This is a genomic window from Variovorax sp. CAN15, from assembly GCF_030462475.1.
Classification (GTDB): Bacteria; Pseudomonadota; Gammaproteobacteria; order Burkholderiales; family Burkholderiaceae_C; genus Variovorax.
In genome coordinates this window covers 42798-56867 of sequence record NZ_JASMRZ010000036.1, presented here as the reverse complement: position 1 = coordinate 56867, position 14070 = coordinate 42798, and the positions used below count along the sequence as shown (strand labels likewise).

The window sequence follows — 14070 nt, the reverse complement described above, 5'->3', positions numbered from 1 at the left end:
GCGCTTCGAAAAACCTTGACCTACGACCAAGGCAAGGAGATGGCCTTGCACAAGAAGCTCGCCGAAAGCACGGGTTTGAAGATCTACTTTCGGATCCTCACAGCCCTTGGCAGCGCGGCATCAACGAGAACACCAATGGTTTGATCAGGCAGTACCTGCCCAAGGGAACGGACTTGAGCGTTCACTCTCAGCGCCATCTCGATCACATCGCCTGGAGCCTGAACACCCGCCCACGCAAGACCTTGGGGTTCCGTACTCCGGCACAAGTCCTCTTCGAAGACTGTTTCAACCAGAATGTCGATATCCAACCTATCGTTGCACTTGGGATTTGAGACCGCCAGGCAAAAGAAAGGCGACCCCACTGTCTGCGTCCCTCCGCTTCGCTGCGGGCAACCTGCGGTGCTCGCGTTTCGCGGGGTCTCGCCCAAACTCGCTTCGCTCAGACAAGGGCGAGCCCTGATCCGCGAAACGCTGCGCTCCTCGGCGCAGCCAGAGGGGAGGGGAACCGCTCGGGCCTTTGCTTCGCTCGGCCTTCGGATTGGCTCCCTCTCCCTCTCCCTCCCTCTGTCCGTCTCCCGCTCGCGGTAGAGGCCTGGCTCCCTCTCCCGCTTGCGGGAGAGGGTTGGGGTGAGGGCTGCGGCGATCGATTCGCCGTGCTTTTCTCGTTTCCTCAGATCATCGGCGTCACCGCACCATCCATCGCCACGATCGCACCGGTCACATAACTCGCCTTCGGCGACGCGAGGAACAGCACGGTGTTCGCCACTTCCTCCGGCGTCGCGATGCGGCCCAGCGGCAGTCTGGCCTTCGCTCGCTCCAGCGCCTCATCGGTGCCGATGCCCTGCAGCTTCGCGTCGGCCTTCATTCCTTCCTGCAGGCGCTCCGTGAGCGTCAGGCCGGGGTTCACCGCGTTCACGCGCACGCCCTTGCCTGCATAGGCGGCGGCCATTCCGGCGCTCACCAGCATGAGGGCGGCGTTGGCTGCACCGCCGGCCATGTGGACGGGGCTCGCGACCTTGCCGCCCTGGCCGATGACGTTGACGATGGCGCCGCGGCCGCGCTGGCCCATTCGCTTGACGACCGGGTCGATCATGTGGATGTAGGTGAAGTACTTGGCGTCCATGGCGTCGTGCCACGACGCGGGAGTGAGGTCGTCGGGCGGAGTGCGGCGGGCGGCGCCTGCGGAGTTGACGAGGACGTCGACGGGGCCGAATGCCTTTTCGGCGGCGTCGAGGGCGGCGACGGCGCTGGCGGGGTCCTTGAGGTCGGCGGCGTGGATGGAGACGCGGCCTTCGGCCTGAGGGAACGATTCGGCGAGGGTCTTGCGGCCCTGCTCGAGGTTGGCGAGGTCGCGCGAGACGAGGCTCACGCGGGCGCCTTCGCGCAGGAAGCCGAGCGCGCAGGCGAGGCCGATGCCCTTGCTGCCGCCGGTGACGAGTACGTGCTGGTCCTGGAGCTGGAGGTCCATGAAGCGGGTCCTTGGTGGATGGGGTGCGGCGATTGAATCACCGTCGCGAAACCCCTGCATGCGCCCCGGCCGGACGGGTCACGGGCTCTCAGCGCTTTTTCGCGGTCTCGGGCTCGAGGGTGGCCGGCGTGGTATCGATGGCGTCGCGCAGATGTCCGTTGTTGTCGTGGTGCACCAGCAGCTGGCGCGTACGCTGCCAGGTCGACAGGCGCGCGGGAGTCACCTCGATGTAGGTGGCCAGCGCGGAGAGGGATGACTTTTCCTTCACGGGCGGCGCCTCGCGGCGGTGCTGGCGCCGGCGCCATGGCGCCATCACCAGCATCGACGCCAGGATGGCGCAGATCACCAGGCCGTACAGGCTCAGCAGATGCAGCACCTCGGGTTGGGAGCGCGCGCCGAGCACGTAGGGCCATGCATACCAGACCGCGCAGAACCAGATCGCGACCGTGACGGCCGGGCGCAGCAGGCGCAGCCACAGGTACATGGCCAGCGCGCGCTGCGGCGAGCGGCCGCTGCCGAACGAGCGCAGCGGGATGCGGGCGGCATCGATGATGGGCTCCTCCACCGCCGGCTGCCCCCACGAGCGGCGGCGGCTCGGGGGCGCCGCGTCGTCGTGCATGTCGGGCGGATAGCTGGAAGGGAACACGGACTCATGGGGCATCGGAGACTCCTCGATCGGGGCTTGTCCACACCGCGCGTTTCCCCCGGCGGCGTATCAGGGCTTGGGGGACCGCGATGACGGTGGCCGCCATCGTGATGGTCCAGAAGGCGATCGGATACCAGATGGTTCCGGCGAAGTAGCGCAGCAGGTCGCGGTCGTAGCGGCGGTCGATCCACAGGCTCAGCAGCATCTGCAGGATGCAGGTCATGGCCAGCAGCGTGCCCTGCCAGTGCGGCAGCAGCGCCGAGTGCCAGGACGAGTCGTGCGGCAGGAAGGGCCGCACCAGGCTGATGAGCAGCACCAGCGCCATCGCATAGGCCCAGAAGACGCTGGTCATGTACTCGAAGTACACGGGCCACATGCGCCAGTGGCGCGGCCGCAGGATGTGCGGGGTGCAGCGCAGCATGGTCTGGATGCCGCCGACGGCCCAGCGCAGGCGCTGCTTCCAGAGACCGCGCAAGGTCTCGGGCATCAGAATCCAGCACAGCGCGCGCGGCTCGAAGCGCAGCTGCCAGCCGGCGATCTGCAGCTTCCAGCTCATGTCGATGTCCTCGGTGAGCACGTCGGGGCTCCAGAAGCCCACGTCGATCACCGCGCGGCGGCGGAACATGGCGAGCACGCCCGACACGGTGAAGAGCGTGCCCACCAGCTGCTGCGATCGCTTGATGAGGCCGATGATCGAGGAGAACTCGCCCACCTGCATGCGCCCCAGCAGCGTGGTGCGGGTGCGGATGCGCGGGTTGCCGGTGACCGCGCCGATGCGCTCGGAGGCCAGCATCGGCAGCAGCATCCAGGCGATGGCGTCTTCGTCGATCAGCGCGTCGCCGTCGATGCCGAGGATGTACTCGCCGCGCGCGAGCTGGCAGGCGGTGTTGAGGCCCACGGCCTTGCCCTGGTTGCTGGCGTTGTGGATCACGCGCAGGCGGCCGTACTCCTTGGTCATCTCGTCGAGCAGCTCGCCGGTGCCGTCGGTGCTGCCGTCGTTCACCGCGATGACTTCGCAGTAGGGGTAGCGCGTGCGCATCAGCTGTTCGATCACCTCGCGCAGGTGCGGCGCCTCGTTGAAGCAGGGCACCACCACCGTGACCAGCGGGCGCGAGGGCAGCAGGTCGAGCGGGTTGACGTCGACGTCGCGCCTGCGCTCGAACACCATCGCATGCGAGAGGCCGCCCGCCATCCAGACGTAGGCCATGAAGAACGGGTAATAGAAAACGAAGCCGAACAGCAGCGAAGGCAGCGTCTGCCCGAGGAATTGCAGGGTGGGGCTCATCGCGGCCGCGCTCCTTGCAGCGGGCTCGGTGGCGCTTCGGTCTCGGCCGGCGTGCGCAGCGCGCGCGGCAGCAGGGTGCGCACCGAGATCGCGCGGCGCACGGTGTCCAGCCCGGGCTGGTCGTGGAGGAAGTCGTCGGGGTAGTAGCCCAGGTGGCGCACGCCGGCGCGCTGCAGCAGCGTCCACTGGCGCGTGAGTTCGGCGTCGGGCACTGGCTTGCCGGTGCGCCAGTCGCGCGCCTGCAGTTCGAACACGGTGCCGTCGAGGCCGCGCGGCGTGTCGGCGGCGCGCCGGGCCAGGCGCGCGAGCCAGCCGTCCGCATCGGCCTCGCGCTCCATGCGGGGCATGGCCATGAGCGCGACGTAGTCGTAAGCCGCGAGCGAGGCCTCGTAGTTCTGCGCGAACCACTGCTCGGCCTGGGGTTCGAGCACCGGCCGGGCGTAGAGGTTGCGCGCGGTCTCCAGCGCCGGGCGCCAGGCGCCCGCGCGCGCGGCGAGCTCCTTCGTGAAGCCGATCAGGTAGCGCGTCTTGGCCGTGGTCCAGCGCGCCGTCAGCTCCGGGTTCGCGCGGATCGCCGCCACGTCGCCCGGCAGTCCCCATTGCGCATAGGTGGCCAGCGCGGCGGGGCTCGCGTCCTCGTCGTCGGAGAGCATCGCGTCGTCGTGGAACAGAAGGCCCTCGAAGAAGCAGTGGCGGCCAAGGTCTTCGTAGATGTCGCCGACCAGTGCCCGCACCGCCGGGTCGAAGGGCGTGAGACGGTGGTAGCGGTCGGCGTGCACCGCGCCGTCCTGCGCCGCCACCGTGTGCGTGGCCAGCGGGTTCGATGCAGGCAGCCTGAAGGCCGTGACCGGCATCCAGGCGTAGACCTTCACGCCGGCGCGGCTGTGCAGCTGCCAGGCCGCGCGGCCGAACAGGTCGGCGCGCACCGGCAGGTGGCGGTTTGGGAAGTACAGCGCGTCGGCCACGCCGTCGCCGTCGGGGTCGGCGTAGGCCTGCAGGAACACCGCGCGCGGATGCACCGCGGCCACGCGGTCGATCAGCATCGAGAGGTTACGCTCCTGCTGGGCCGGGTCGGGGTCGTACACGTAGTCGAGGTCCACGTGCATCACGCGGTTGACCGGCCGCACCTCGCCGCCCACGGGGCTGCGCAGCATGCGATCGAAGGCCGGCGCCTCGTTGTCGTAGGCGGCCAGCGCGCGGCGGATGCGCGCCAGCGGCACCCCGGGCGCGTTGGGGCCGTCGTCGAGCGTGAAGGTGATGGGCATGCCCGCGCGCTTCGAGGCCTCGACGGCCGCGGTGTTGTAAGCACCGTAGGGCCACACCATCGAGCGCACCTTTGCGCCGGTGCGCCGCTCGATGATCTCGCGGCTGCGGCGCAGGTCGGCCTCGACGCGCTGGACGTAGGCGTCGTCGTCCTCGTAGCGGCCGGTCTTCGGGTCGTAGCGGTGCGTGGCCGCGGCCGGCAGCAGGTTGCCCTGCGGGTTGGCGAGGATGCCGGTGTGCATCGCGTCGCTGTGGCTCGCGAACTCGACCAGGCCCGAGCGCGCCATCTCGGCCGCCTCGCTCCACGAGAGGAAGTTCTCGCGCGGCGCTGGCCTGTCTCCCCAGTGCACCTGCCGGCCCTGCGGCACCTCTAGCCAGCTCGTGACCAGCGCCATCAGCGCCGGATAGTTGTAGCGCTTGAGCAGCGGGAACACCTTGGTGTAGGCACTGCGGTAGCCGTCGTCGAAGGTCAGCAGCACGGCCTTGGGCGGCAGCGGCTTGCCGTCCGCGCGCGCGTCGACGATCTGCTGCAGGCTCACCGGGTGGTAGCCGCTGTACTGCAGCCAGGCCAGGGTGTCGGCGAAGGTGCGCTCGTCCACCGCGGTCTCGTCGGGCGATGCCTCGAAGCTCTGGCGCACGTTGGCGCGCACGTCGTGGAACGCGATCACGCGAAAGCCCTGGCCGTCGTCCGGGTCGGCGGGCGGCAGCGGCTGCGCGGGCACCGGCAGCGCGCAGGCCGCGAGCAGCGCCAGCAGCAGCCACGGCAAGGTCGAACGCCAGAAGTCGATGGGGTGGGGCTTGGTTTTTCTTCTCATCACGGCAGCGGAGTCGAGAGGTTCAGGAAGACGCCGCGCTGTCGCTCGCGCACGCCGTCGTAGGGGTGTCCGGAGAAGACCACGCCGTAGCGCAGCGTGAGCTTCGGCCCGAGGTTCCAGCGGTGCTCGTAGCGCAGGCTCCACATCGGGCCGCTGCCGAAGCCGGCCTGCCGGTAGCTGCCGCCGCCGAGCTCGACGACCTGGAAGAACTGCCGGTCGTCGCGCTTCCAGTTGAGCCATTGCGCGCGCACGCTGAACTGCACGCTGGAGTCGCTCGACGGGTTGAAGTAGGGCGCATCGACCGCGCGGCCGCGGCCCGCGTCGGCGCCGAGCCGGGTCTCGAGCTGGAAGGCCGGCGTGCTGATCCAGCGCTCGCGCCAGCCGATGTCGATGCCCTCGCGCCGGTTGCCGTCGCTGAAGTCGAGCTGCTGCCACTTCAGGTCGAAGCGGCGCGATTCGTCGACCACGTAGCCCACGCCTGCGCCGAACTCGTGCGCGCCGATGCCCGCCGCGCGCGCCTTCCACGGCAGCTCCCTGCTGTCGCCGTCGTAGGTGGCCGACAGCCGCCATGCGTCGCCCGCACGGTAGTCGAGCCGGCCGGCCACGCTGTTGCGATACGGCCCGCCGTTCGCGTGCTGCACGATGCCTTCGGCCAGCCAGCGGCCCTGCTCCCAGCCCAGGCCGAGGCCGCCGCGCGCCCAGTTCGCGTTGCCGATGTCGGTGCTGCCGCGTCCCAGCGTCTGCTCGTAGAACACGCGCCAGCGGTCGTCGATGAGGCCCGAGCTGAGCCGGCTGTCGATGCGCCATTCGCGGTTGGCGATGGCCGCGCCGCCCGAGGAGGCCTCGGCGTCGACGTCGAGCCTCGGGCCCACGAGCGCGTGGCGCTTGCGTTCCATCTCGCGCACCTGCACCGAGTCGGGCACGTCGGCTGCGAGCGATTCGGCGCGGCGGCGGGCCTCGGCGAACTCGGATGCGTCGAGCAGCGCCTCGACATGCCCGACGCGCGCATCGGTGTCGTAGGGCGAATCGGCCGCGAGCGCCTCGTAGCGCGCCAGCGCGGCCTCGGGGTGCTCGCGCAGCCGCTCGGTGAGGGCCGCGCCGTGCGCGAAGCCGGGGTTCAGCGGAGCCTCCCGCGTCAGCACCGAAAAGCTGCGCTGCGCGAGCGCGGGGCGGTCGGTGTAGAGCTGCACCATGCCGCGCAGGCCGCTGACGTCGGTGTACTCGCCGTTCGGGCGGCCGGGCTCTGGCGCGAGCCGCAGCTGCGCGGGCGTGGCGGCCTCGATGCGCTGCAGCAGCGCATCGGCGTCCGCGAAGCGGCCCACGTCGAGGTAGGCGTAGACCAGCCCGAGATATGCCTCGTCGGGCATCGGCACTTCGGCGCCGCGCCAGGCGATGGCCGCCTCGTAGACCGGCACGGCCTCGATGGAGCGCCGCTGCTGCGCGAGCGCGCGGCCCGCGGCCACCAGCGCGTAGGCGGGAATGTTCGTATCGGTGGCGCGCATCGCGTCGTAGAGCGCGACGGCCTCGGCCGGGCGGCCGCGTTCGACCAGCGCCAGCAGCCGATCGGTCTGCAGCTTCATGCGCAGGTTGCGCCATGCGTCGGCGTCCGCGGGGTCCGCCTGGGGAGCCTCGGCATCGACCCGGGCCAGCGCGGCCTCCTGCTCGGCCAGCACGCGGTCGAGCGCAACGACGCGTTCGGTGCCCAGGCGCTGGTCGCGCGCGCGTATCGCCCAGCGCAGCCGCTGCGCGAGCGCCTCCTGCTGCAGCGTGGACAGCGCCAGCGGCGAGAAGCTGCCGGGGTTGGCGCGCCGCGCCGCCTCCGCGCTCTCGAAGGCGCTCGACGCGGCGCCGCTGGCCGCGAGGAGGAAGTCGGCCTCGCGGCGCAGGTCGAGACGGCCGGGTCGAAGAGCCCCGGCTTCGGCGTAGGCGCCCAGGGCCTGCAGTGTGTCCTTGCGGGCACGCGCGAGCGCGCCGCGCAGTTCGAGCAGCGCCACGCGATCGTCGATCCGTACGGGAGCGGGTTGCGAGAGCGCGTCGTACAGCGCCTGTGCGCCGGCGAGGTCGCCGCTTTCGATGCGCCACCAGGCCTCGTGCACGCGAGGCTCGCGCGCATCGGGCTGCCGCGCGCGCCAGACGGCGATCGTCTCGCCCTGCAGGCCGGTGTCCCGGGTGCGCCGGGCGGCCTCCGCGAGCGGGCCCAGGGCATAGGTCTGCAGCGTCGAGGGCGCGAACTCGCGAGCGAGCGCGACGGCCTGCGCGTACTGGCCGTCCGCCGAAGCGATCGCGATGGCGTCGGAGGCCACGCGCCGGCGCGCATCGCCGGCCATCGGCGAGGCCAGCCAGGCCTTGAGCTGCCGCAACGCGTCGGCACCGGTGACGCGGCCTTCGCGGCGCTCGACGATCAGCGCGTCGTGCCGGCGCGCGTCGTAGGCTGCGTCATTCAGCGGGCGGGCGCTGTCGATGGCTGCGGGCTGCGCGGGCGACGGCTGCGCGAGCGCCACCGGCGTGCCGAACGCCAGGGTGCATGCCAGGGGCAGAGAGGGAAGTTTCTGCGCGGTCCGCGCCAATCGAAGAAGCATCGGACCGGCCGGCGCCGAGGCGCGCGCAGCCATGACCGTGCCTCCAGTCTTTTTCTGGATGAACACCTTGCTCCCTTGGAAAACCGAAAAGAGACCTCGGGCGACCCATCGCGACGCCGCAAACGCCGGGGTGCCTGGGTGACAGGCTGGCAACCCCGACTCGGAGAATCAATTCTTCGGTGACTTTAGTGATGATTGTTAACTAACGCAAACAATGGAATGAGCTTTTGCGTTCTAGGTGTGAATAGGTTCGCGTTTTGGGCGTCTGCGTCGATCGATCTTGTCGGACGGCCACCCGACCCGCGGATGACCGTGTGTTTCCGGCCCGGCCTAAGATCGCGTGATGAATGCACCCCAGGCCCCTTCGACGCCATCGTCGGCATCGCCGGCATCGCCCGCGCTACCCCGCTTCTGGTCGCAGCTCACCACGCGCGACTTCGCCGCGCTCGACGCGGCGGCCACCGTCGCGGTGCTGCCGCTGGGCGCGACCGAGCAGCACGGCCCGCACCTGCCGCTGGGCGTGGACACGGTGCTGGCCGACGGCATCGTGGCTGCGTCGCTGCCGCTGCTGCCGGCCGCGCTGCCGGTGCTGTTCCTGCCCACCCAGCAGATCGGCCTGAGCCCCGAGCACGCGCGCTTCGCTGGCACGCTCACGCTGTCGGCCGAAACGCTGATCCGCATGTGGAAGGAAATCGGCGCGGGCGTGGCGCGCGCAGGGGTGAAGAAGCTGGTCCTCTTCAACGCGCACGGCGGCCACGTGGGCGCGATGGACATCGTGGCGCGCGAGCTGCGCGCCGAGCACGGCCTCATCGTCTACAGCGTGAGCTGGTTCAATCTGCCGCTGGGCGACGCGGGCGCGCAGTTCAGCGCGCACGAGCACCGCTTCGGCGTGCACGCGGGCGAGATCGAGACTTCGATGATGCTGGCGCTGACGCCCCAGCTGGTGCGCATGGGCGAGGCGCGCGATTTCGACTCCACCTCGCGCCAGCGCGCGGCCGACTACGCGATCCTCGGCAATGGCAGGAGCGCCAAGCTCGGCTGGGCCATCGAGGACTACAACCCCCACGGCGCCGCCGGCAACGCGGCCGCCGCCACCGCGGCGCATGGGCAGGCGGTGGTCGACGAGGCCGCGCGCCAACTCGCGCTGCTGCTGGAAGAGGTGTCGAGGTTGCCGCTGGGGACGGCGAACACCGGGCCGCTGCCCTGATTGCCGGTCAGGCGGCGGCCAGCACTCCAGCGAACATGCCCGAATCGACATTCCCGCCGCTCACGCACACGCCCACCGTCCTGCCGCGCCAGCGTTCCTGCTGCTGAAGCGCCGCAGCCAGCGCGGCCGCGCCGGCACCCTCGGCCACGTTGTGCGTGTCGCTGAAGAGGATGCGCATGGCCTGTGCGACCTCGTCGTCCGTCACGGTGATCACGTCGTCGGCCTCGCGCAATATCACTTCCACCGATTCGGGCACCGGCGTGCGGCACGCCATGCCGTCGGCCAGCCGCGTGGTGACGGGCGACTCGACCGGCTTGCCGGCGCGGAAGGAATCGCGGTACGCCGTGGCATGCGCCGACACCACGCCGATGAGCTTCGTCGACACGCCGCAATGCGCGCGTGCGGCCGCCGCCGCCGCGAAGCCAGAGCCCAGGCCGATGGGCACGAAGAGCACGTCGGGCGGCGCGGCCGAGAGCGCCTCGAAGAATTCGACGTATGCCGTCGACACGCCGCGCACCAGCTCGCGATGGAACGAGGGAACGCGGTGCAGGCCGTCGCGCTCGGCGAGTGCGGCCGCGTGTTCGGCAGCCGCCTGGAAATCGTCGCCATGCTCCACCAGCGTCACGCCCAGCGCACGCATCGCGGCGTTCTTCTCGGTCGAGTTGCCGTGCGGCACCACGATGGTCGCGCCCAGCCCGTGGCGCCTTGCTGCGAAGCCGACCGACTGGCCGTGGTTGCCGCGCGTGGCGCTGATGGCGTGGCGCACGCCCGGCTGCTCGCGCGCCAGGGTCTCGAAGTAGGTCAGTCCGCCGCGGATCTTGAAGGCGCCGGCCGGCGTGTGGTTCTCGTGCTTGGCCCACACGGTGGCGCCCAGGCGCTGCGAGAGCAGCGGCCAGGCGTACTGCGGCGTGGGCGGCATGGCCGCGCGCACGGTGCGCTGCGCGGCTTCGATCTCTTCGCGGGTGAATCTCATCGGGTCTCCTGGCTCCTCTTCATTTGCGCTCGGTCAGTGCCACGCGCACGGCCAGGGCGGCGAGCACGCTGCCCATGATGTAGCGCTGCGCGCGCAGCCAGCCGGCGCTTTGCGACAGCACGGCGGTGATGCCAGCCGCGCAGACGATCATCACGGTGTTGACCGCCGCGCTGGCCGTCATCTGCGCAATGCCAAGCTGCATGCTCTGCAGCAGCACCGAACCGCGCTCGGGGTGGATGAACTGCGGAAAGAACGAGAGATAGAACATCGCCACCTTCGGGTTCAGCAGGTTGGTGAGAAAGCCCATGCGGAACAGCTTGCCCGGCGGATCGGCCGGCAGCGCGCGTGCCTCGAAGGGCGCGCTGCCGCCAGGCTTCACCGCCTGCCATGCGAGCCACAGCAGGTAGGCCGCGCCCGCGATGCGGATCGCGTCGAAAGCCAGCGGCACCGCCAGCAGCAGCGCGGTGAGGCCGAGCGCCGCCGCGAACAGGTGAACAAGGAAGGCCAGCAGCACGCCGCCCAGCGAGATCAGCCCCGCGCGCCGACCCTGCACCAGCGTGCGCGAGACGCAATAGATCATGTTCGGCCCCGGCGTGAGCGCCAGCAGCAGCGAGGCGAGGGCGAAGAGGGCGATTTCGGCGAGGCTCAGCATGTCAGAGTCCTTGGGATTCCAGGGTGACGGTGCCGCGCGGCGTGTCGAGCACGGCAATCAGGTTGGGCGGGCCGGCATCGATGTCCATGCCCGTCATGCCGATGGCCGACAGCGCGGCCGCCAAGGCCGGCGCGCGCGGATGCACGGCGCGCAGCGAGCGCAGCACGAGGCCCGATGCCGGCATGGCGTCGGTGGGATGCACCGCGCCCCACTGGATCAGCGTGGGCAGCGTGCCGTAGAAGAGCCGCTGGCCGTCGTCGCGCACCGTGATCTGCCATTCGAGCCGGCCGGCGGGCGTGTCGCGCGAGGCTTCGAGAAGCTGGCCGCGGTCGATGTGCGCGTGCTCTTCATGCGCCAGCGCGCGCATCGCCGCATGCGCGTCGGGCACACGCGCGACGACGTGGATCAGCCTCGGGCCATGCCGCGCGAGGCCGGCCTGCAGCGCGGCGGCGTCCATGTCGAACCAGCGGCGCGTCCTGGGCCGCGACGGCGCCTTGCCCGGCTCGATCGCAATGATCTCCGCGTACGCCGCCGGAAAGGCGTCCCCCGAAACGTTCAGCAGCCGGTTGTGCGTGCCCATCAGCGGATGCGAGCCGCCCGGCGCCGGCGTGACGCCGAGCGTGGCCTCGCACCACGCCACGCCCTCGGCGAGCGAGGCCGCGGCGATCACCAGGTGGTCGAGCTGCGCGTGCATGGCGGGGTGCTTCCTTTTCTTCGGTCGGTCAGAGCGTGACGCTGCCGTCCACGCAGGTCACGGCGTCGCCGCCGACCCAGATCCTGCCTTCGGCGTCGCGCTCGATGTGGACGCGGCCCGCGCGGCCCAGGCACTGGCCCTGCGCCGCAAGGTAGCGCTCGGGCATGAGGCCGTCGGCGATCAGCCACTCGGCCAGGCTCGCGTTGAGGCTGCCGGTGACCGGGTCTTCCTGCACGCCGATGGGCTCGGCGAAGGCGCGCACTTCCAGGTCGATGCGGGTGCCGTCCTCGTTCGGAACCGCGGGCCGGTTGCCGAAGGCGCGCGCCTCGCGGTTCGAGCGGCCGATGAGCAGCGAGGTGTCGTGCGCCGCGGGCACGCCCGCCACGCCGGCCTTCACGCCTAGCTCCTTCAGCGCGCGGTGGTCGGGCTGCAGCGCCAGCACCGCATCGGCGTCGTTCACCAGCAGGCCGAACCAGACCGGGCCGTTGTCCAGCACCTGCGCCGCGATCACCTGCTGCGCCTTCAGGCCCAGCGCGCCCGCCACCTTGGCCAGCAGCGCGGGGCTGGGCGCGCTGCGCCTGAGCGGCGGCGCGGCGAAGGCCAGGCGGCTGCCGTCACGGCGCAGCGGCACCAGGCCCGCGCCGCACTGCTGCACGACCATGCCGGCCGCCTTGGGCTTGCCGCCGGCCTGCAGCCACGCATGGCAGCTGCCGATGGTCGGGTGACCGGCAAAGGGCAGCTCGCCGCCGGGCGTGAAGATGCGCACGCGGTAGTCGGCGGCCGGATCTGTCGGCGGCAGCAGGAAGGTCGTCTCGGACAGGTTGGTCCATTGCGCAAAGCGCTGCATGGCGGCGTCGTCGAGGTCCTGGCCATCGATCACCACCGCGAGCGGATTGCCGTAGTAGGCGGTGGCGGTGAAGACGTCGACTTGCTTGAAGGGGCGGGATTTCATCTGATTCATTCGAGAGTGAGGTCGAGCACGCCGCGCGTGCCCGGGCGGGAGAGCAATTCGGCATACCAGCGCTCGACGTTCGGCCAGCTCGGCCGGCGGTATTCGGCGCCGGGCAGGCCGAACCAGCGGTGCGTTTCGCAGCCCACCGGAATGTCGGCCATGGTGAAGCGCTGGCCGCCCATGTAGGGCTGGCGCGCGAGGTGCGCGTCGAGCATCGCGAAGAGGGCTTCGCTGGCGCGCACCGAGGCTTCACTGAGCGCCGGCTGGCGCTCCGACGGCGGCGTGCGCACCCACTGGATGAAGGCGTCGCGGCTCGCGCGGTTGAGCGTGGTCTGCTGCCAGTCCATCCAGCGCTCGGCGTCGAAGCGCGCGGGCAGCTCGGCCGGATAGAGGTTGCCGTGCGAATGCTTCGCGCAGAGGTAGCGCACGATCACGTTCGATTCCCACAGCGTGACGCGCTCGGCGCCCTCGCCGTCGTCGATGGTGGGCACCATCGCGTTCGGATTGAGCGCGAGGTATTCGGGCGTCTGCACCACGCCGAACCTGCCGCCGGCCTCGGTGCGCTGGAAGTCGAGCCCGAGTTCCTGCGCGCACCACACCACCTTGCGGACGTTGATCGAGCTGATGCGGCCCCAGATGTTGAGCATGGCCTGTTTCTTTCTTTCTTTCTTTCTTTCGTTGGTTCCCGGGCGATTCAGCCGCGCATGACGCGTGCGGTGCCCGACACGCGGATCGAGCTGCCCGGCGCGGGCGGGATGCCGGCATGCAGGCGCGACAGCACGCCCATGTCTTCACCTTGCACCACGTCGATGGCACTGCCGTGCGGCCAGCCGATGTCGCGCAGGTAGCCGGCCAGCGCGGCCGTGGCGGCACCGGTGGCGGGGTCTTCATACACGCCGCCGGACGCGAAAGGATTGCGCGTGTGCAGCCGTTGCGCGGTCTCGGCAAAGACCAGCACGATGGTCGTGAGCCCGGCGCCGGCCATCAGCGCGCGGCCGGCTTCCAGCTCGTAGCGCATCGCCGAGAGCGCGGCGCGGCTTGCCAGTGCCAGCACCAGATGGTCCGCACCTGCATGGGCGATGGCCGGCGGGATGCGCGGATCCAGGTCTCGCGGCGAATAGCCGAACAGGGCCAGCGCCTCGGACAGCAGTCCGGGCGATGCCGCGGCGCTGCGCGTGGGCGGCGACTGCAGCGCGGCCTCGACCAGGCTGCCGTTGCGCCGGCCTTCCACCGTGATCCGCGCCTGGTTGAGCACCAGCGGGAACACGCCATCGCCGTGCTGCATCGCCAGCGCGGCTCCCAGCGCGATCGTCGCGTGGCCGCAAAAGGGCACTTCGGATTGCGGCGCGAAATAGCGCACGCGCCAGCCCCCGTCATCGGATGGTGCGGCGAACGCGGTTTCCGAGAAACCGACTTCCGCCGCGACGCGCTGCATCTGCGCCGCGGGCGGCAGTGTGTCGGCGATGACGACGCCGGCGGGGTTGCCGCCCGTCTCGCCATCCGAGAAGGCTGCGATCTTCAGGACATTCATGGGTG

At 70.7% G+C, this 14070-nt stretch carries 12 protein-coding genes and 1 pseudogene; 2 read left to right on the top strand and 11 right to left on the bottom strand.

The window, feature by feature from the left end; all coding sequences use genetic code 11:
* Positions 1-332, top strand: a pseudogene (locus tag QMO14_RS20640) (IS30 family transposase); the annotation flags it as partial.
* Positions 333-670: 338 nt separating this feature from the next.
* Here QMO14_RS20640 and QMO14_RS20635 read toward each other — a convergent pair.
* The 5 genes from QMO14_RS20635 to pgaA all read right to left on the bottom strand — a co-directional run bounded on the left by QMO14_RS20635 (position 671) and on the right by pgaA (position 8089).
* Positions 671-1468, bottom strand: coding sequence for an SDR family oxidoreductase (locus tag QMO14_RS20635; RefSeq protein WP_301509378.1), 798 nt, complete (start codon positions 1466-1468; stop codon positions 671-673).
* Positions 1469-1556: 88 nt separating this feature from the next.
* A complete protein-coding gene (gene pgaD / locus QMO14_RS20630) occupies positions 1557-2129 on the bottom strand; it encodes a poly-beta-1,6-N-acetyl-D-glucosamine biosynthesis protein PgaD (protein ID WP_301509377.1) in 573 nt (190 codons plus the stop codon).
* Positions 2119-3399: a poly-beta-1,6-N-acetyl-D-glucosamine synthase gene (gene pgaC, locus QMO14_RS20625; RefSeq protein WP_301509376.1), complete on the bottom strand. Its 1281-nt coding sequence runs from the start codon at positions 3397-3399 to the stop codon at positions 2119-2121. The genes pgaD and pgaC overlap by 11 nt, the downstream gene beginning before the upstream one ends.
* Complete coding sequence (gene pgaB, locus QMO14_RS20620; RefSeq protein WP_301509375.1) at positions 3396-5477, bottom strand: poly-beta-1,6-N-acetyl-D-glucosamine N-deacetylase PgaB; 2082 nt, start codon at positions 5475-5477, stop codon at positions 3396-3398. Before pgaB ends, pgaC begins: the two co-directional genes overlap by 4 nt.
* Positions 5477-8089 (bottom strand): poly-beta-1,6 N-acetyl-D-glucosamine export porin PgaA, encoded by a 2613-nt coding sequence (pgaA, locus tag QMO14_RS20615; RefSeq protein WP_301509373.1) that lies wholly within the window; start codon positions 8087-8089, stop codon positions 5477-5479. The genes pgaB and pgaA overlap by 1 nt, the downstream gene beginning before the upstream one ends.
* Before the next feature lie 310 nt (positions 8090-8399).
* Between pgaA and QMO14_RS20610 the strand changes: the two genes are divergently transcribed.
* Entirely contained in the window at positions 8400-9263 is an 864-nt protein-coding gene (locus tag QMO14_RS20610) for a creatininase family protein (protein ID WP_301509371.1), read from the top strand.
* 7 nt (positions 9264-9270) lie between these two features.
* Here the strand turns inward: QMO14_RS20610 and QMO14_RS20605 are convergent, their stop codons facing one another.
* Genes QMO14_RS20605 through QMO14_RS20580 form a run of 6 tightly spaced genes read right to left on the bottom strand, consistent with a single transcriptional unit; the run spans position 9271 to position 14065 of the window.
* Entirely contained in the window at positions 9271-10236 is a 966-nt protein-coding gene (locus QMO14_RS20605) for a threonine dehydratase (protein WP_301509369.1), read from the bottom strand.
* 19 nt (positions 10237-10255) lie between these two features.
* The gene (locus QMO14_RS20600) at positions 10256-10888 is read right to left on the bottom strand and encodes a LysE family translocator (protein ID WP_301509368.1); all 633 of its coding nucleotides are present in this window, start codon (positions 10886-10888) and stop codon (positions 10256-10258) included.
* Between the two features lies 1 nt (position 10889).
* On the bottom strand, positions 10890-11582 hold the full coding sequence (locus tag QMO14_RS20595) for a VOC family protein (protein ID WP_301509367.1): 693 nt from the start codon (positions 11580-11582) through the stop codon (positions 10890-10892).
* A 28-nt stretch (positions 11583-11610) separates the two neighbouring features.
* Positions 11611-12534 (bottom strand): PhzF family phenazine biosynthesis protein, encoded by a 924-nt coding sequence (locus tag QMO14_RS20590; RefSeq protein WP_301509365.1) that lies wholly within the window; start codon positions 12532-12534, stop codon positions 11611-11613.
* 5 nt (positions 12535-12539) lie between these two features.
* A complete protein-coding gene (locus tag QMO14_RS20585; protein WP_301509363.1) occupies positions 12540-13181 on the bottom strand; it encodes a glutathione S-transferase family protein in 642 nt (213 codons plus the stop codon).
* 47 nt (positions 13182-13228) lie between these two features.
* Entirely contained in the window at positions 13229-14065 is an 837-nt protein-coding gene (locus tag QMO14_RS20580) for a PhzF family phenazine biosynthesis protein (protein WP_301509361.1), read from the bottom strand.
* Between the last annotated feature and the right edge of the window lie 5 nt (positions 14066-14070).